At 60.7% G+C, this 16,727-nt stretch carries 16 protein-coding genes and 1 pseudogene; 1 reads left to right on the top strand and 16 read right to left on the bottom strand.

Going from position 1 to position 16,727, the window contains the following annotated elements:
• Positions 1-124 precede the first annotated feature (124 nt).
• From ftsH to ruvC, 14 genes and pseudogenes are all read right to left on the bottom strand, one after another.
• Positions 125-2,044 (bottom strand): ATP-dependent zinc metalloprotease FtsH, encoded by a 1,920-nt coding sequence (gene ftsH, locus ACXAH0_RS05990; RefSeq protein WP_475189704.1) that lies wholly within the window; start codon positions 2,042-2,044, stop codon positions 125-127.
• A 199-nt stretch (positions 2,045-2,243) separates the two neighbouring features.
• Positions 2,244-3,587: a tRNA lysidine(34) synthetase TilS gene (gene tilS, locus ACXAH0_RS05985; RefSeq protein ID WP_475189702.1), complete on the bottom strand. Its 1,344-nt coding sequence runs from the start codon at positions 3,585-3,587 to the stop codon at positions 2,244-2,246.
• Positions 3,571-4,593, bottom strand: a complete 1,023-nt coding sequence (gene ybgF / locus ACXAH0_RS05980; RefSeq protein WP_475173680.1) for a tol-pal system protein YbgF — start codon at positions 4,591-4,593, stop codon at positions 3,571-3,573. Before ybgF ends, tilS begins: the two co-directional genes overlap by 17 nt.
• 310 nt (positions 4,594-4,903) lie before the next feature.
• Complete coding sequence (gene pal / locus ACXAH0_RS05975; RefSeq protein WP_475173677.1) at positions 4,904-5,392, bottom strand: peptidoglycan-associated lipoprotein Pal; 489 nt, start codon at positions 5,390-5,392, stop codon at positions 4,904-4,906.
• A 155-nt stretch (positions 5,393-5,547) separates the two neighbouring features.
• The gene (tolB, locus tag ACXAH0_RS05970) at positions 5,548-6,897 is read right to left on the bottom strand and encodes a Tol-Pal system beta propeller repeat protein TolB (RefSeq protein WP_475173674.1); all 1,350 of its coding nucleotides are present in this window, start codon (positions 6,895-6,897) and stop codon (positions 5,548-5,550) included.
• A gap of 44 nt (positions 6,898-6,941) precedes the next feature.
• On the bottom strand, positions 6,942-7,934 hold the full coding sequence (locus tag ACXAH0_RS05965; protein WP_475173673.1) for a TonB C-terminal domain-containing protein: 993 nt from the start codon (positions 7,932-7,934) through the stop codon (positions 6,942-6,944).
• A gap of 6 nt (positions 7,935-7,940) precedes the next feature.
• Complete coding sequence (locus ACXAH0_RS05960; RefSeq protein WP_475173670.1) at positions 7,941-8,393, bottom strand: ExbD/TolR family protein; 453 nt, start codon at positions 8,391-8,393, stop codon at positions 7,941-7,943.
• 3 nt (positions 8,394-8,396) lie between these two features.
• Entirely contained in the window at positions 8,397-9,104 is a 708-nt protein-coding gene (gene tolQ, locus ACXAH0_RS05955; protein WP_475173669.1) for a protein TolQ, read from the bottom strand.
• 266 nt (positions 9,105-9,370) lie between these two features.
• Positions 9,371-9,872 (bottom strand): annotated as a pseudogene (ybgC, locus tag ACXAH0_RS05950) (tol-pal system-associated acyl-CoA thioesterase).
• A gap of 150 nt (positions 9,873-10,022) precedes the next feature.
• Positions 10,023-12,134, bottom strand: a complete 2,112-nt coding sequence (locus tag ACXAH0_RS05945) for a methyl-accepting chemotaxis protein (RefSeq protein ID WP_475189700.1) — start codon at positions 12,132-12,134, stop codon at positions 10,023-10,025.
• 119 nt (positions 12,135-12,253) lie between these two features.
• Positions 12,254-13,294: a Holliday junction branch migration DNA helicase RuvB gene (gene ruvB / locus ACXAH0_RS05940; protein ID WP_475173663.1), complete on the bottom strand. Its 1,041-nt coding sequence runs from the start codon at positions 13,292-13,294 to the stop codon at positions 12,254-12,256.
• The gene (locus ACXAH0_RS05935; protein ID WP_475173661.1) at positions 13,284-13,529 is read right to left on the bottom strand and encodes an endonuclease; all 246 of its coding nucleotides are present in this window, start codon (positions 13,527-13,529) and stop codon (positions 13,284-13,286) included. The genes ruvB and ACXAH0_RS05935 overlap by 11 nt, the downstream gene beginning before the upstream one ends.
• A complete protein-coding gene (gene ruvA, locus ACXAH0_RS05930) occupies positions 13,526-14,143 on the bottom strand; it encodes a Holliday junction branch migration protein RuvA (protein ID WP_475189698.1) in 618 nt (205 codons plus the stop codon). The genes ACXAH0_RS05935 and ruvA overlap by 4 nt, the downstream gene beginning before the upstream one ends.
• Positions 14,140-14,655 carry a crossover junction endodeoxyribonuclease RuvC gene (gene ruvC, locus ACXAH0_RS05925; RefSeq protein ID WP_475173658.1) on the bottom strand — a complete coding sequence of 172 codons (516 nt, stop codon included), beginning with the start codon at positions 14,653-14,655 and terminating at the stop codon, positions 14,140-14,142. Before ruvC ends, ruvA begins: the two co-directional genes overlap by 4 nt.
• A 135-nt stretch (positions 14,656-14,790) precedes the next feature.
• Here ruvC and ACXAH0_RS05920 point away from each other — a divergent pair, with 135 nt between their 5' ends.
• Entirely contained in the window at positions 14,791-15,552 is a 762-nt protein-coding gene (locus ACXAH0_RS05920; RefSeq protein ID WP_475173656.1) for a TSUP family transporter, read from the top strand.
• A 6-nt stretch (positions 15,553-15,558) separates the two neighbouring features.
• On the opposite strand, the gene ACXAH0_RS05915 is transcribed toward ACXAH0_RS05920, so the two are convergent.
• Together ACXAH0_RS05915 and ACXAH0_RS05910 are read right to left on the bottom strand one after the other, a co-directional pair.
• Positions 15,559-15,870, bottom strand: coding sequence for a MazG-like family protein (locus tag ACXAH0_RS05915; RefSeq protein WP_475189696.1), 312 nt, complete (start codon positions 15,868-15,870; stop codon positions 15,559-15,561).
• Positions 15,871-15,958: 88 nt separating this feature from the next.
• Positions 15,959-16,705, bottom strand: coding sequence for a YebC/PmpR family DNA-binding transcriptional regulator (locus ACXAH0_RS05910; protein ID WP_475173652.1), 747 nt, complete (start codon positions 16,703-16,705; stop codon positions 15,959-15,961).
• Positions 16,706-16,727 lie beyond the last annotated feature (22 nt).

The raw sequence follows: 16,727 nt of genomic DNA, 5'->3' as shown, positions 1-16,727 counted from the left end.
CTTGCTTCGAAATTGGCTTCAAAATATGTGAGCAAATATTACGATTCACTAACGTTGTGTCTGCTGTCCCTCAAAACGCAAGAAGCCCGGCAAGCCGGGCTTCTCAACGTCACAACCGGCCAAATCAAGCCTGAGGCTGGGGCTCCAGCCCACCCGACGGCTCGTCTCCGCCCCGTTTGGCGCCAGCGGTGGGCACAGCAGATGACCGTCCAATCGGCTGATCATCATCCGTATCCCGCACCGGCGGCTTGCCGTTCAAGAGATCCTTGATCTCGTCACCGGACAAGGTCTCATACTCCAAAAGACCCTTGGCGATGGTGTGCAGCTGATCTTCATGTTCAGTCAGGATCCTCTCGGCGGTGCCGTAACCCTGATCGACATAGGCCTTGATTTCCTCATCGATCATTTTCTGCGTTACGCCGGAAATATTCTGCTGGCGGGCCACGGAATGGCCCAGGAACACTTCTTCCTGGTTCTCGCCATAGGAAATCAGGCCGAGCTTGTCGGACATGCCCCACTGGGTGACCATGGCACGGGCCAGACGGGTGGCCATCTGGATGTCCCCGGACGCTCCTGAGGTGACTTTCTCGTAGCCGAAGATCTTTTCTTCTGCCACACGGCCGCCCATGGCCACCGCCAGATCCGCATAGCACTTTGCCCGCGTCAGCGACACCTGATCCTTTTCCGGCAGGCGCATGACCATACCAAGAGCCCGGCCGCGCGGAATAATCGTCGCCTTGTGGATCGGATCGGAGGCTTCCTGATGGAGCGCCACGAGAGCGTGTCCGGCTTCGTGATAGGCGGTGAGTTTCTTTTCTTCCTCGGACATGACGAGAGTGCGGCGTTCCGCGCCCATCATCACCTTGTCCTTGGCATCCTCGAACTCGGCCATCGTCACAAGACGCTTGGAGCGCCGCGCCGCCAGAAGGGCCGCCTCATTGACCAGGTTCATCAGATCCGCACCGGAAAAGCCGGGCGTTCCCCGTGCCAGGGTCTTCACATCCACATCCGGAGCCAACGGCACTTTGCGCATATGAACCTTCAGGATCTTCTCGCGGCCGGTGATGTCCGGGTTCGGAACCACGATCTGACGGTCAAACCGGCCCGGACGCAGCAACGCCGGGTCCAGAACGTCCGGGCGGTTGGTCGCCGCGATGATAATGATACCCTCATTGGGCTCAAAGCCATCCATTTCGACCAGAAGCTGGTTCAAGGTCTGCTCGCGCTCGTCATTGCCGCCGCCAAGTCCGGCCCCGCGGTGTCGTCCGACCGCATCAATCTCATCGATGAAGATGATGCAGGGCGCATTTTTCTTGGCCTGTTCGAACATGTCGCGCACACGGGACGCACCGACGCCGACAAACATTTCCACGAAGTCGGAGCCGGAAATGGTGAAGAACGGCACATTCGCCTCACCCGCCACGGCACGGGCGGTCAGGGTCTTACCGGTGCCCGGAGGACCGACCAGCAGCACACCGCGCGGAATACGGCCGCCCAAGCGCTGGAACTTCTGCGGGTCCCGCAGGAATTCAACGATTTCCTGAAGATCTTCCTTGGCCTCGTCAATGCCGGCAACATCTTCAAAGGTCACCCGGCCATGCGCTTCAGTCAAAAGCTTGGCCTTGGACTTACCGAAACCCATAGCCTTGCCGCCGGAGCCCTGCATCTGGCGCATCACGAAGATCCAGATACCCAGAATGATCAGCATCGGCAGCCAGGACACCAGGGCCCCGAGCAGAGGGGAGCTTTCCGACGGCGGGCTCGCCTTGATCATCACACCCTTGTTGCGCAGCTCATCCACATACTGGGCCCCTTCCGGCGCATAGGTATGGAAAGAGCCACCGCTGTTGTAGATGCCGGTGATTGTCTGTTCCTGAATGGTCACGGATCTGACGTCACCATTGTCCACCTGCCGCATGAACTCCGAATAGGCGACATCATTGGCGGCGCCTTGCTTTGCAGGATTTTGAAACAGCTGGAACAATGCGATCAGCAATACGGCGATGATCACCCAAAGAGCAAAATTGCGAAAATGTGCGTTCATTTCGTTCCCTTAACCGCCCGACGCGACATAGTGCACGCGGTTACATTTCTCTAGAGCGAAGATAGGTCGCCCAAGGCCCGCTGCCAAGGCGGTGCGCCATAATGCGCATATGCACTGACTAATTTATTAAGCCGGGACGTCTATCAGAAGTTTGATCCCAGGAAAACTCCAGAAATTCCGTTAACGTCCGATCCTCCCGTCAATTGCCCGCCAGTTTACCCCGGAACGGCAGCCTCGCCAATCTGAAGCTGCTGCCATGGTTATTTTCAGGAACGCGCAGATCCAGCATCTCCGGAAGCCGGACCACCTCCCGGTTTTGCGTCCAGAGCACCGGGGCACATTCAAAGGCCTCCTTGGGCCAGCCGCACGGCCAGACAACACTGCTGCTTTTCAAGGGAGAGGCGCCAAACGGCCCGAGAGACAATCCCTCCCCCTTGTCAATGCCAACAGCGTCCGGCAGCACCTGATATTTGAAGCGCCGGTCCCAGATCCCTTCGCCCGTCAGCCCGTGGACAGTCTCCGGAGGCTGCCGCCCAGCTTCCCGCCAGCACCACAGAAACACGCCATCCGCTTCAAAAACAGCGCCGGACAAACACTGGCGGGCAGGCTCACCGGCCCTCAAGGCCTCATCCAGAGCCCGCAGTCTGGAGAAGCGCGGCCTGGGGCGAAGACCCGTCACATCCTGGGTGATCCGGTTCAGAAACCGCAAACGCAGGTCGTCCGGCAGCCCGGCATAGGCCTGGCGCTCAACCCTGGCCGGTCCCGCCGGATGATGGGTCACGTGTTCGTCCGCAAAACCGTTGACCGTCACTTCCAGGGCCTGCCGGGCCCGCCGGAGGTGAGCGGCCGTTTCCACCAGCCGGTCCGGCGACAGGCCTTCATCTTCCAAAAGCCCCATGATCCGGCGCAGGCGGCTGCGCTTGTATTTTTCATCCCGGTTGGAGGGATCGGCACACCAGGAAAGCCCTCTGGCGCGCAAACTGGCCTCCAGCCGCGCCTTGCGCAGTCCCAGAAGGGGGCGCAGCAGATGGAGCCCCTCCGGCCCCTCGCGCTCATCAGCAGCCATGGCACTGAGGCCTGAGAGGCCACTGCCCCGCGTCAACCGGTCCAAAAACGTCTCGGCCTGATCGTCCAGATGGTGGCCAAGCAGAAGCGCCTGCGCGCCCGTTGCCCCCATCCTGGAGGCCATCAAGGCATACCGCGCCTGCCGGGCAGCCTCCTGAAGATTCTGATCGGGCTTGGGGCCCTGCCAGCGCAAAATTGCACCCCGCAACCCCAGCCGGGCCGCCTCGGCCATGACAAATTCGGCTTCCTGTCCGCTTTCCGCGCGCAATCCGTGATCCACCACCAGAACTTCGCATAGGCCGGTCCAGCCGGCACGGCGGCGCCAGTCGTCAAACAGAACCATCAGGGACAGGGAATCCGCGCCGCCGGACACAGCCAGCGCGAGATTGGAAAAAGAAAACAGGCCCGCGAACAGCGCGTCGGCCTCAGTCTGCGTCAGAGCCTCCGGCTCTTCTGCCCTATCAGGAACATTGCGCACGGCTGCGTTCGTCACGGGCCTGGGAAAGAACGGCAGGCGCTGCATTCGGGAATTTGGTCAGGAGTTCGGCCAAGGTGGCACAGGCGGCGTCGGCCTCGCCCATGCCGCGCAGGGAGACACCCAGTTTCAGTAGGCTGTCCGGGGTCTTGTCGCTGCCGGGATAGTCCGTATAGGTCTTAAGGAAAGCATCTGCCGCGCCCCGGTAATTCTGCTGAGCCAGCAGACTTTCGCCCAGCCAGTATTGGGCGTTGGCGGTCAGGTTGCTGTCCGGATAAGTTTCCAGAAAAGTGCGGAAGCCACGTTCAGCGCCCGCATAGTCCCCGTTGACCGCCAGCGAATAGGCGCTGTCATAGTCTGTGCGCGGATCGCCGGTGCCAATCACATCGGCAATGGCATCGTCTTCCGTCGCCAGTCCCGGTCCGGGCTGTTCTGCGTTACCGCCCCCCGGAAGGCTTTCCAGGCCATTGGCCAGCTTGGACAGGTCAATCGGCCCGTCGCTCGGCTGGTTGCTGCCATCCTCATAGCCACCGGTCTGACCCCAATTGCCATCCCCGGACCCTTCTGCGGGCAAGGTGGCAAAGCCACCACCCGGCGCGATCAGAGGCTGCGTCTTGGGGCTGCCGTCGGCAGCCAGGCCCGGCGCGGTGCTGCCGGGTGCCCCTGTCGGTGCAGATTGGCTCGGGGCAACCTGTGAGCGCTTGCCCGGTGTGCCGCCTTCCAGCTGCTGGAACCGGTATTCATTGTCCTCCTGCATGCGGCGCATCTGGTCCTGCATTTCCCGCATCTGGTGGGAAAGTTGTTCGATCTGCCCGGTCAAAGCCCGGATCCGCTCTTCCAACTGGGTGATCCTGACTGCGGAATCGTCCTTCTTGCGGCCAAAAAGCTGCGCCTCGGACGGGGTGGCCGCCACCACCAGCACCAAGGCCAGAACCATGCCGGAAATCTGTTTTCCCGAGAGCATATGCCGGGAAAGTGTCTGACCCAAAAGGGCTTTAAAAGTCTGCATTCGGTCCTCCGGTTCGCGGACTGGGAGCCAGGAGATCACGCAGGTCAGGCTGGGCGGCCAGGGATCTGCCCTGGTCAAAGGCCTGAAAACGGCGCGCGGCCACTCTGCTTTCCAGCAAGTGTCCGCCACTCCTTCCCTGCGAAGTCTTAACGCATGCCCGGCCCTGCACTCAAGGTCACAGAGCCTTGGGACTTCGGCTAAATTTTGACGGGGGGAGCTGGCCTGGCAAGAAAGACCGGATTTGCCCCCGCAAAAGCCGTCAGGCCGGGAAATACCCGGCCTGACGTATGGAAATCAGTCTCTTTGAAGATCAATTCGTGGCGTTGTTCAGCACCGTCACAGCCCGCCGGTTCTGGGACCAGCAGCTGTTGTCGTTACAGACCGCAACAGGCCGTTCCTTGCCATAGGAAATGGTCTTGATCCGGGACGCGCTGACGCCCTGGGAAATCAGATAATCCCGGGCGGCCTGAGCGCGCCGGGCCCCCAGCGCGATGTTGTACTGGCGGGTGCCGCGCTCATCTGCATGGCCTTCCACCGTGATGGTGTATTGCGAATAGCGGTTCAGCCACTTCGCCTGCCCGGCCAGCGTGGACTGGCCTTTGGCGTTCAGGACTGACTGGTCCTCTTCAAAAAAGACGCGGTCACCGACATTGACCACAAAGTCCTGTCCCGTGCCCGGTTTCACATTGCTGGTCAGGCCATCTGTGTCCGTGGTGCGCGCACAGGCGGCCAGAAACAGGAGAGCGAAGCAGACCGCAATCCATCGCGTTCCCCGAACAGCGTTTTCTTTCATCAACATTCCCGTCTCCTAACATCCCCGGCCCGCTCTCAGGGCCTCCGGCTCACCCCGGCCCAAGGTAAATGCTTTCTAGCCAAAGGTGGTTAAAAGCGCCTTGTCAAAGGTGGTTAACAGATTATGACCAATCCCTGGACTTAAAATAGAGGGGCTGGTGCCTAATTGATCAGCGGCGACCAGGATGGATCGGAGGCAAAGGCCGGTGTCTCCAGCCGCTGCTCGTTGTACCCAGTCAGGTCAACCGTCCAGATCTGAGGACCGCCATTTGCCCCTGGTGTATCTCGGAAGAACACCAGCACCCGGCCATTGGGCGACCAGGCCGGCCCCTCATTGTGATACCCCTCGGTCAGAACGCGCTCGCCTTTGCCGTCCGGCTTCATGACACCGATCATGAACCGGCCCTGATGCTGCTTGGTGAAGGCAATCAGATCCCCGCGCGGCGACCAGACCGGTGTCGAATACCGTCCGGGCCCGAAGGAAATGCGTCTGGCTTCGCCGCCATTGGCACTCATGACATAGAGCTGCTGGCTGCCACCCCTGTCCGATTCAAACACGACCTGCTGCCCGTCGGGCGAGAAGGAAGGGCTGGTGTCAATTGCAGCGGAATTTGTCAACCGTGTCGTGCGCCGCGACCTCAAGTCCATCTTGAAGATATTGGCATTGCCGCCCTGCTCCAGGCTCATAACAACGCTTTGCCCATCCGGTGAAAACCGCGGGGCAAAGGTCATGCCCGGGAAATTGCCGACAATCTCTCGCTGACCGGTTTCGATGTTCAGCAGATAAACGCTCGGGTCCGCACCACCATAGGACATATAGGTGATTTCCTGGCTGGTCGGCGAAAAGCGCGGGGTCAGCACAAGGTCGTCTCCCTTTGTCAGATAGCGCACATTGGCCCCATCCTGATCCATCAGCGCCAGGCGCTTGACCCGCTTGTCCTTGGGGCCGGTCTCATCGACAAACACGATGCGCGTGTCAAAATAGCCCTTTTCCCCGGTCAGCCGCTCATAGATGGCATCGGCAATGATATGGGCCAGACGGCGCCAGTTCTCTGGTGTGGTGTAGAATTGCTGTCCCAGCATCTGTTCCTGGGCGAAAACATCCCAGAGCCGGAACTCCGCCCGCAGGCGGCCGTCCGGCTGCTTGATCACCGTGCCGGTCACCAGCGCCTGAGCACTGATCTGGCGCCAGTCCCCGAAGCGCGGGGTCGAATTCACGCTCATATTCTTCTGGATGAAGCTCGCCGGATCCAGAGGATTGAACAGGCCGGAGCGTTTGAGATCTGCCGCAATAACCGACGTCATGTCGCTGGACAGGGTGCTGTCGCCGCCATCTGCGGAAAAGGAGGGCAAGGCAATCGGCAGCGGCTCGATATTGCCCTGGGTGATGTCGATCTCGACAAGCGCTGCGGCTGGCTGTGGCGACATGACAGCGGCAATGGCCAACACAACGGCAAGGCCGCAGGCTCTGTGGCCAGCCGGACCGAACAGCGTTTTCAAGATTCCCTGCATGAGCGCTGAGCTCCCTTTCCGACATTTTTCCCGGCGTTGCGGGACTATCCCCCCAGCATTTCTCTGGGGTCGAAATTGATGATCACTTCCTGCCAGGCATCATACTTGGCAACGGGGAGCGAATAAGGCTGGCACCGCATGATTGCGCGCACCGCGCTGCTGGAAGCAGCGCCGAAGGCGGGATTTCCGCTGGCATTGAGCACTTCCGGACTGCTGGACACCTGCCCGTCCTGGGACAGGGTAAAGCGCACGCGGACCGCCAGGTCTTCGGCACCGACTGCCCCGACCGGCGGGTTCCAGCACTGGGCCACCTGGCCGCGCAGGGCATCAAGCTCCGACTGGGTCATGCGCACATTCTGCGCGCCCTGGCGGGACCCCAGGGCGGCCGGCTCCTGCGAGGCATTGCCCTGTTGCCTTGCCGGTTCGACTTTGTTGAGAAGCGCCGCAATCTGCTGGGAATCAAAATCATCCTTGGGCGGCGCCGGACGCGGAGGGGCCGGTTTGGCCCGCGGCCGGGCGCTGGTCACGATCGGCTGCGGTTCGGGGGCAGCCTGTTGTTGCGGGGCCGGGTCCGGCGCGCTTTCAGGCTCCGGGGCTGGGGCCGGTTCCACAGCCTCGGCTGGCGCAGGAGCAGGCTCTGGCGCGGGTTCAGGCGCAGGTGTGGGTTCAGGCGTGGGCGTGGGCGCGGGTTCAGGCGCCGAAGCCTGTTCTGGCGCAGGTGTGGGGTCGGGCGCCGGAGTTGGGGCCGGTGCCGGGGTCGGAGGTGTTGGCTGTTGAACCTGGCTTTGCCCGGGCTTGTCAGCCGGCTGCGGCGGCTCTTCCACCTCTGCTTCGCTCGGCTGAAGGGCGGCAACATCGCGCACTTCAGCCGTTTTTTCACCCAGACGCAGCTGGGTGAATTCCTCAACCGGGACTAGGTCAACAGGCATCGAATCTACTTGCGGCACAGAAAAGCGCTCCGCGTCCGGAAAGGCGATCAGGCCCCAGACTAGAATAGCCGTATGACCGGCCAAAGACGCGATGAGACCTGCGCGCATGCGGCGTTACGAGTCCCGTTCTTCCAGTGTGACAAGTCCTAGTCGTTTGAAACCGGCCGCGTTGATGCGGCCCATCAGCTTCATCATCGTGCCGTAGTCGGCATCCTGGTCACCGCGCACATAGATGCGCTCGTCATAGCCGTTGGCGGCAATCGCCTCCAGTTTCGGCACAACTTCGTCCAGCCCGATCGGCGTATCCTGAATGAAGATCTCCCCGGCCGAATTCACCGACAGGGTGATTGGCTCCGTGTCCCCTTCCAACGCCTTGGCCTGGGTCTCGGGCAGATCAATCGGCACGCCGACCGTCAGAAGCGGCGCGGCCACCATGAAAATGATCAAGAGCACCAGCATGACATCCACAAAGGGCGTCACGTTGATTTCGGTCATCAGGGCCGCGCGGCGCCGCCGCCGTCCCCGGCGTCCTCCGCCGCCCGATCCTCCACCGGCCTGCATGCCCATGGCTCAGCCCCTCTCGTCGATCTGGCGGGACAGGATCGCCGAGAACTCGTCGGCAAAGCCTTCCATGCGTGCAACCGCCCGGCCCACATCGGAGGAGAACTTATTATAGGCAATCACGGCCGGGATCGCGGCCAGAAGGCCAAGCGCGGTCGCAAACAGCGCCTCGGCAATCCCAGGCGCGACAACGGCAAGGTTGGTGCTCTCGGACGCGGCGATGGCCTGGAAGGCCGTCATGATGCCCCAGACCGTACCGAACAGGCCGATAAAGGGCGCCGCAGAGCCGACCGTTGCCAGGATCAGCAGCCGGCTTTCCAGACGTTCCGCCTCCCGTTGGATGGTCACATCCATCACCCGGTCAATACGCTGTTGCAACGACCCGATAGCCGGGCGCGCGCCCTCATGAGAGCGTTTCCACTCACGCATGGCGGCCACGAACAGCGCCGCCATGGAATGGTTCACCCGGTTATGCAGCGTGCCATACAGTTCTTCGAGCGACTGGCCCGACCAGAACACGGTTTCAAAACGGCTCATCTGGCGCTTGGTGCGCCCCATCAGCAAGACCTTGTCAACGATGATCGCCCAGCACCACACGGACGCCCCGAGCAGTCCGAGCATGACGATCTTTACAACGATATGCGCTTGCCAGAACAACGCGAAGAAGGAGATGTCGCCATGTGGCGCTGCCAATGTCGATTGGACAAGTGTTTCCATAAATTCAATGACCCCTTGGCCGTCTGACGTGGTAGTGGTCCCGGACCCCCGGGCGCGGCAATGGCCGTCCGATATCAAAACGCCAGCTTCTCATAGCCAGCCGCCTCTCTGACGTTTGAATTTGTCAAAACTGGGACTTTGCCCAGCAAAGCAAGTCTCCTCTAAAAGGAGTCAATTAAGGTTACTGCAAGATTAACGGAGGAATCTGTTTTGCATTTTTTTGCCGGAACCTTGACTGTTCTAGCTCGGTCCCACCCGCAAATCCTTCATACGGCAGGCAAATCCCCCGGAACATAGCGCGCGAGCCGTTCTGCGAGTTTGACGGGCAGACGGGTTGGCCGCCCTTCCATCGTGATCACCGCAACATGCACGGCCGCAGACACCAAAAGGTCCTCGCCCTTGTAGACAAGCTGGTCCAGTTTGATTCTGGCCCCCCCGCATTTCCGACAGACTGGTGTGGATCTCAAGAACATCGTCGATTCTCGCCGGCTTATGGAAATCAATCGTCATGCCACGCACCGCAAACGCCATAGCTGTTCCGTGGATTCCAGAGGCCAGTTCCTTGTGGTGAATGCCAGTCAGGCGCAAAAAATCGGACCGGGCCCGCTCGATAAAGCGCACATAGGCGCCATGGTAGACAATTCCGCTGAAGTCCGTGTCTTCGTAATAAACACGCACGGGGAGTACATGGCCACCATCTTCCAAGCGGCCCGGGAGGTCCGGCCAATCCGTCACAAGGACATTCCTCTTCAGCACGTCACGATTCATCGGGTTTGCCTTGCGCGGCCTGAAATCACAGATTTCAACGCAAAAGACAAAGCTGCTTCAATCCATAGGAACGCGGCGCGCTCTAAGGTTCAACAGACAAAGGCCGTCCGGTCTTGCGACCAGACGGCCTTCTGATACCTAAGTCTGCGGTCAGGCGGCTGCAACCTCAGAAAGGAATTTCTCAACCGACGTCCGAAGATGCTCGGCCTGCTCTTTCATCTCCAGGGTTGCCGTCATCATGTCACTGACAGCACCGGAATTCTCCGCAACCCCGTCGTTCAGAGAGGCGACCGTGGTCGCGACACTGCGGGTTCCCTTGGCGGCTTCCGCAACATTGCGCGAGATCTCGCTGGTGGCCGATCCCTGCTGCTGAACCGCATCGGAAATGGTTGCGGTGTAGGAATTCACCTCCTCCACCGCTTCCGACACCCGCGCAATCTCGTCAACGGCTTCGGTTGTCGAGGCCTGGATCGCCGCAATCTGGGTGGAGATTTCTTCCGTCGCCTTGGCCGTCTGTCCGGCCAGCGACTTCACTTCAGAGGCCACGACCGCAAAGCCCTTGCCCGCATCCCCGGCGCGGGCGGCCTCAATGGTCGCGTTCAGGGCCAGAAGGTTGGTTTGCTCGGCAATCGCCTGGATTAGGGACACAACGTCGCCAATCTTGTTTGCGGCTTCCGCAAGACCGGAGATCTTGTTGTTGGAACTCTGAGCCGTCTCCGTGGTGTTTTCAACGATGGTTGCCGTTGTTTCCACCTGGCGGGAAATTTCAGAAATCGAGGCGTTCAGCTCTTCGGTCGCAGATGCCACCGCCTGCACATTGGAAGACGCGCTCTCAGAGGTGGACACAGCCGCCTGCCCCTGATCCGAGGCAGAAGCAGAGCGGGTGTTGAGCTCCGAGGCAACATCCTGCACCCGGGAAATATTGGCTTCGACCAGCTCCAGGACAGACTGGGATTCCGCCCGGAAGGATGCGATCAGCGTGTCGATAAGCTCTTCGCGCTTTGCCCGGGCCTCATGGCCAACCCGGCGTTCAGCTGCAAGCCGTTCCCGTTCAACCGCGTTGTCCTTGAAAACGGCGATGCACCGGGCCAGCCGGCCGATCTCATCCTGCCGGTCCGTTGCCTGAACGGCCACTTCCAAATCGCCATCGGCAATCTTGCGCGCGGTCACGGACAGGTCTTCCATGGGCGCAAACATCCGCCGGGTGACCCACCAGATCAGACCGACAATGGGCACCAGGCAGAGAAACCCGGACAGAATCGCGCCATAGGTGATCCGGTCCGCCGCAGCCGACAATTCCGTCTGCTTGACCGCTTCGATGATCCCGTAGGGCGTATCTTCGAACCTGTCCCTTGCCTCTGCATAGCGGAAGTCGCTGCCGTCCAGACGGATCAGGCGGTCGCCAGCCGAAATATCACTGAGTGCGTAAACGGCTGCAGCCCGGCCCTTGGCATCCAGCTTGACCAGTTTTCCGGCTGCATCCTCAAGCAGGTTTTGCTCGCTGTCGCCAAGCCCGGTCTTTTCATTCATCAGCCCGGCCAGGCGCTCCATGTCCGCCGTAAAGGCAATCGCACCGAAGAACTTGTCCAGATAGAAGACCGGAGCCGCCAGCACCAGGGCAACCTGACCGTCTTTGCCGACCTGGAAGCCGGAGGAAAAGATCTGCCCGGCCTCAAGGCTCTGGTTCTCTGCCGCTGCATAAAGGCCTGCCATGGCAACTTGCACCGGCGTTCCCCGGATCTCTGCATCCTTAACATTACGGGCAAATTCCGGCCCTTTGCGGTAGGAATAGGTGATGTCCCCTTCCGGGTTGGACAGGGCCACATCGGAGAACAGGCCCTGGGAGACAACCTCCTGATAGACCGGGTGCACAACCTTGTGATTGTTCACATAGTAGTTCGATTCATCCGGCTCCACCAGCAAGTGGCGCTCTTCAACGGGATGCGGATTGTCCGTCACGAAAATCTTGCGAAGGGTCTCGGTCTGACCTTCCTTGAGGTTCTTCCAGCCGACGAGCGTCTTCATCAGGCTGTCCTTGGCCTCCTTCAAGGACACGAAGAAGGTGGCGCTATAGGTCACTTGATCGAGCGCCAGTTCCAGAGCCTTCTGTTTGGCCTTGGTCGCGCTCTTCAGCCCGTTATCCGCCTGCCCGTTCGCCACATCCCGCGACAGGGTCGAGGTCACGGTGACGATGGCCACGCACATGGTCAGGGCACCAGCCAAGAACATGAGAACGAGCTTGGATGAAAGCCGCTTGCGCATAAAATCCCCCCGGAAACTTGTCGTTTGATCTAGGCAGACAATCTCCAACAAACCCTTAACCAACCGTAAGCGGATTAGGCATTTCTTACAATCATAAGTGGGGACGTGAGAAAAAAGGGCTATTCCGGCTCGGAGAACAGGCCCATCTGACCAGCCTCAAGCCGGTCGGGCACAGCCAGGCCCAAATGCGCAAATGCCATCTGGGTCAAGATGCGGCCCCTTGGGGTGCGCTGCAGGAATCCATTCTGGATCAGATAAGGTTCGACAATTTCTTCGATGGCGTCCCTGGGCTCGGACAACGCGGCCGCAATGGTCTCAATGCCGACGGGACCGCCGCCGAAGTTGACGGCAATCTGGTTGAGATAGCGCCGGTCGAGACTGTCCAGCCCGGCCCCGTCCACCTCAAGCTGCAGAAGGGCCCGGTCGGCAAGCGCCCGATCCACCTTCTCAATGCCTTCAACCACGGCAAAGTCCCGGACCCGCCGCAAAAGACGTCCGGCGATGCGCGGCGTGCCGCGCGAGCGTTTGGCGATCTCATGGGCACCGTCTCCGGCCATGCCGATGCCAAGCAAAGCAGCCCCGCGTTTGACGATATGTTCCAGTTCCCCGACCGTATAGAACTGGAGCCGCACCGGAATGCCAAACCGGTCCCGCAAGGGCGTCGTCAGCAGCCCCAGCCGGGTGGTGGCCGCCACAAGGGTGAATTTGGCCAGGTCAATCTTCACCGACCGCGCCGCCGGGCCTTCGCCGATGATCAGGTCGAGCTGATAATCCTCCATGGCCGGATAAAGCACTTCCTCAACCGCCGGGTTCAGCCGGTGGATCTCGTCGATAAACAAAACGTCCCGCTCTTCCAGATTGGTCAAAAGCGCCGCCAGATCTCCGGCCTTGGCGATAACCGGCCCGGAGGTGGCCCGGAAATTTACCCCCAGTTCCCGCGCCATGATCTGCGCCAGAGTGGTCTTGCCAAGGCCGGGTGGCCCGACAAACAAGACATGATCCAAAGCCTCGCCCCGCGCCTTGGCCGCCCCGATAAAGACCTTCAGATTGGCCCGCGCCTGGGCCTGACCGACGAAATCGTCCAGCGTTTGCGGACGCATGGTGCTGTCGATCTCATCGCCGCGGATTTCCGGCGTGACGATGCGGCTGTCATCCGACATGGCTTACCACCACCAGAAGCAAAACAATGAGCAGAAGCGACCAGCCCACCCTGAAAGCATAAAATTTGCGGAACTGATTGCGCACAAAGGGATCATCCGTGTCGATCCGGCGCCCTTTGATCGCGAAGGGGCGATCGCCGACGGACTTGGAAAACAGATGATCGAGATACATGATCCCGCCAATGCCGAGGGTCACGAACACAACCGCGATCACGGCGTAGGTGAAGGCAATCATCTTGCCAGTTCCTTCAAGCCGAGACGGATCAGCGTCTCGGTAGATGCGTCTTCTCCGGCCGATTGCACCGCTTTGGCGACGGCCGCACTTGCCTGCGCCTGTGCATAGCCCAAATTCGCAAGCGCGGAAACCGCTTCGGCCACCGGGCGCGCCGCGGCATTTGCCGCAACACTCTGGGACACGGCAATCGTGCCCTGATCGACCGTGGCAAGGGCGGGCGCCTTGTCCTTCAACTCGCTCAAGATACGCTCTGCCACCCGCTTGCCGACCCCCGGCGCCCGCGAAATCGTGGCTTTGTCGCCAAGCGCGATGGCGTTTGCCACCTCGCTGGCCTTTAAGATGCCCAAAATGCCGAGCGCCACTTTGGCGCCCACGCCCTGAACCGTCATCAGGATGCGGAACCATTCGCGCTCCGCTTCCTGACCGAAGCCGTAAAGGCGGATCATGTCTTCGCGCACGATGGTTTCAATGAACAGCACCGACGCCTCACCTGCACGCGGCAGCCCTTGCAGGATCCGCGACGGGCAATGCACTTGATAGCCAACCCCATGGACATCAAGGATCACATGGTCCTCGCCATAGCTGTCTATGGTTCCTTTGAGCTTGCCGATCATGCGCCCCCCTGTGCGGCCAGACGCGCCGCCGTGCTCGCCCGGTGCTGGGCATGGCAGATGGCGATGGCCAGCGCGTCGGCGGCATCGTCCGAATTGAATGTGGCTCTGGGCATCAGCACCTTCACCATGGCCCGGATCTGCTCCTTTTCCGCATGGCCCGTGCCGACAACGGTCTTCTTCACCAGGTTGGGCGCATATTCGGCCACCGGCAGCCCGGCCTGCGACGGCACCAGCAGAGCGATTCCCCGGGCCTGGCCGAGCTTCAGCGTGGCGCCCGCATCCTTGTTGACGAAGGTATGCTCGACCGCCGCTTCCATCGGTTCATGCCGGGCGACGACGGCGCGCAGGCCCTCATGCAGCTCGACCAGCCGTTCGGCGAGGCTCTTTTTGTTGTCCGACGTGACCGTTCCTGACGCGATGAAAGACAGCCGGTTTCCCGACGCTTCGATCATGCCCCAGCCGGTACGCCTCAGTCCCGGATCAATGCCGAGCAATCGAATCGCATGTACCATGGAACAAATCGGTAACAAAACTTCCCCGTTGACGCCAGACAAAGCGCATCCTACGGCTTGAAAGCCTGTCCAAAACCAGCATCGGACAGCTGATATCAAGACGCCGTGGCGCTGCCTTGATCAGGAAGGAAGAGCATGTTCAACCCGCTCGCTACATTCCCGCCCGGCCTTCTGGCTGTGCTCGCGGCTGTTCTATGCGTGGCAGGCACCGTGCGCGGCTTCACAGGCTTTGGCGGCGGCATGATTTTCATGCCGGTGGCCGCCAGCCTGCTGCCTCCGGCCGTGGCGGCGGCAACCTTTCTGGTAATCGACACAGTGGTCACCCTGCCCCTCGTATTTACAGTTCTGCGCCGCTGTGACTGGGCCACTGTTCTGCCCGCCTGCCTGGGCGCCATTGTGTTTGTTCATTTCGGCGCCTGGCTGCTGGCAACAGCGGACGTTCTTGTGCTGCGCTGGTGCATTTTTGCAATCGTTGCAGCCCTGTTGGCGCTGCTGTTGTCCGGCTGGCACTTGAGATCCCGCCCCGGCCCGGGGCTGTCATTTGCCACCGGCGCCCTGTCCGGTGTGCTGGGCGGAGTGTCCCAGATGTCGGCACCGCCTGTTGCAGCGGTCTGGCTGTCCAGCTCCAGCAATGCCCCGGTGGTCCGGGCCAACCTGATTGTCTTTTTTGTGCTGGCAGGCCTCGGCACCTACTTTGCCTATGCCAGAATCGGCTTCTTCACAGCCGAGGTGGCCGCCCTGCTGGTTCTGGCCGTCCCTGTCTATGGAGCTTCACTCCTTCTTGGCACTTACGGGTTCAAATCCTCCGGCGGGCGCCACTACCGCAAGGCGGCCTATCTCCTGATTGCCCTTGCAGCCCTCACCAGCATGCCCCTGCTGGATCCTTATTTGCGCTGAGTGGCCCTAGGCGGACCGTTTCTGGGCGTCGACCTTGTCCTGCCATTTGGCGCATTTTTCCGCCATAAGCCGGTTCAGTTCCGCCTCAAACTCTTCCTTGCTGTCCGACGCATGAGCCAGCAGGCTTAGCGCGACAATGGCAGCGTCCGCCGCTTCCTCGCGCACATCGGCAAGGGTGTGGTTCTTGTAGGCGCTTCCCGGCGCCTTGGTGACGGACAGAACCGCCTGGGCCAGCTCGCCCGCTTCTTCAGCCAGTTTCAGCGCCCGTTCCTGAAGGGATTTCGGGTCTGCCTGGGTCAGATCATAGATGCGGAACATGGTCTTTCCATTTGGTGTTGAGCGCCAGCCCCCCCCAAAGAAAAACCCCGGCAAGGCCGGGGTCTTCAAAGCGTTGGTCAATCGCGCCTCAAGAGGCCAGCGCAGCCATGGTTTCCTCGTCCACATCGAAATTCGAATAGACGTTCTGGACGTCATCATCGTCTTCCAGCATGTCGATGAGTTTCATGAGGGTCTGGGCCTTGTCTGCATCGACCGGTGTCAGGTTCTGCGGCTTCCAGATGATCTTGGTAGAATCGGCTTCCCCCAGCGCTTCTTCCAGAGCTTTGGCAACGTCGTTCAGGTCTTCAAAGGCCGTGTAGATGGTGTGCCCGCTCTCGTCGGACTGAACGTCTTCAGCACCTGCCTCAATGGCGGCTTCCAGGACAGCATCCGCTTCGCCCGCTTCCGGCTTGTAGACAATTTCGCCCACCCGGTCGAACATAAAGGACACGGATCCGGTTTCTCCCAAAGACCCGCCGCATTTGGTGAAATAGGAGCGGATGTTGGAAGCGGAGCGGTTGCGATTGTCGGTCAGAGCCTCAACCACCACAGCAACCCCTGCCGGGCCATAGCCCTCGTAGCGGATCTCTTCATAGTTCTCGCCGTCCCCGGTCTGGGACTTGTTGATGGCCCGCTGGATATTGTCCTTCGGCATGGACTGGGCCTTGGCGTTCTGCACGGCCAGACGCAAGCGCGGATTGGCATCCGGGTCCGGATCGCCCATCTTCGCGGCAACAGTGATTTCCTTGGACAATTTGGAGAACATCTTGGAGCGGGCCGCATCCTGACGGCCCTTGCGATGCATGATGTTCTTGAATTTTGAATGGCCTGCCATGGCTCTTCTCGGTTCTTTGCGG

Source organism: Roseibium sp. AWQ4_290, from assembly GCF_056160985.1.
The sequence above is the reverse complement of the archived record's forward strand: the minus strand, read 5'-3'. Positions and strand labels throughout refer to the sequence as shown.

Bases quoted from the DNA above. Each gene is read 5' to 3' on its own strand.
- ftsH (WP_475189704.1), bottom strand. From the start codon at position 2,044: ATGAACGCACATTTTCGCAATTTTGCTCTTTGGGTGATCATCGCCGTA.
- ybgF (WP_475173680.1), bottom strand. From the start codon at position 4,593: ATGCAGACTTTTAAAGCCCTTTTGGGTCAGACACTTTCCCGGCATATG.
- pal (WP_475173677.1), bottom strand. From the start codon at position 5,392: ATGTTGATGAAAGAAAACGCTGTTCGGGGAACGCGATGGATTGCGGTC.
- tolB (WP_475173674.1), bottom strand. From the start codon at position 6,897: ATGCAGGGAATCTTGAAAACGCTGTTCGGTCCGGCTGGCCACAGAGCC.
- ACXAH0_RS05965 (WP_475173673.1), bottom strand. From the start codon at position 7,934: ATGCGCGCAGGTCTCATCGCGTCTTTGGCCGGTCATACGGCTATTCTA.
- ACXAH0_RS05960 (WP_475173670.1), bottom strand. From the start codon at position 8,393: ATGGGCATGCAGGCCGGTGGAGGATCGGGCGGCGGAGGACGCCGGGGA.
- tolQ (WP_475173669.1), bottom strand. From the start codon at position 9,104: ATGGAAACACTTGTCCAATCGACATTGGCAGCGCCACATGGCGACATC.
- ACXAH0_RS05945 (WP_475189700.1), bottom strand. From the start codon at position 12,134: ATGCGCAAGCGGCTTTCATCCAAGCTCGTTCTCATGTTCTTGGCTGGT.
- ruvB (WP_475173663.1), bottom strand. From the start codon at position 13,294: ATGTCGGATGACAGCCGCATCGTCACGCCGGAAATCCGCGGCGATGAG.
- ACXAH0_RS05935 (WP_475173661.1), bottom strand. From the start codon at position 13,529: ATGATTGCCTTCACCTACGCCGTGATCGCGGTTGTGTTCGTGACCCTC.
- ruvA (WP_475189698.1), bottom strand. From the start codon at position 14,143: ATGATCGGCAAGCTCAAAGGAACCATAGACAGCTATGGCGAGGACCAT.
- ruvC (WP_475173658.1), bottom strand. From the start codon at position 14,655: ATGGTACATGCGATTCGATTGCTCGGCATTGATCCGGGACTGAGGCGT.
- ACXAH0_RS05920 (WP_475173656.1), top strand. From the start codon at position 14,791: ATGTTCAACCCGCTCGCTACATTCCCGCCCGGCCTTCTGGCTGTGCTC.
- ACXAH0_RS05915 (WP_475189696.1), bottom strand. From the start codon at position 15,870: ATGTTCCGCATCTATGATCTGACCCAGGCAGACCCGAAATCCCTTCAG.
- ACXAH0_RS05910 (WP_475173652.1), bottom strand. From the start codon at position 16,705: ATGGCAGGCCATTCAAAATTCAAGAACATCATGCATCGCAAGGGCCGT.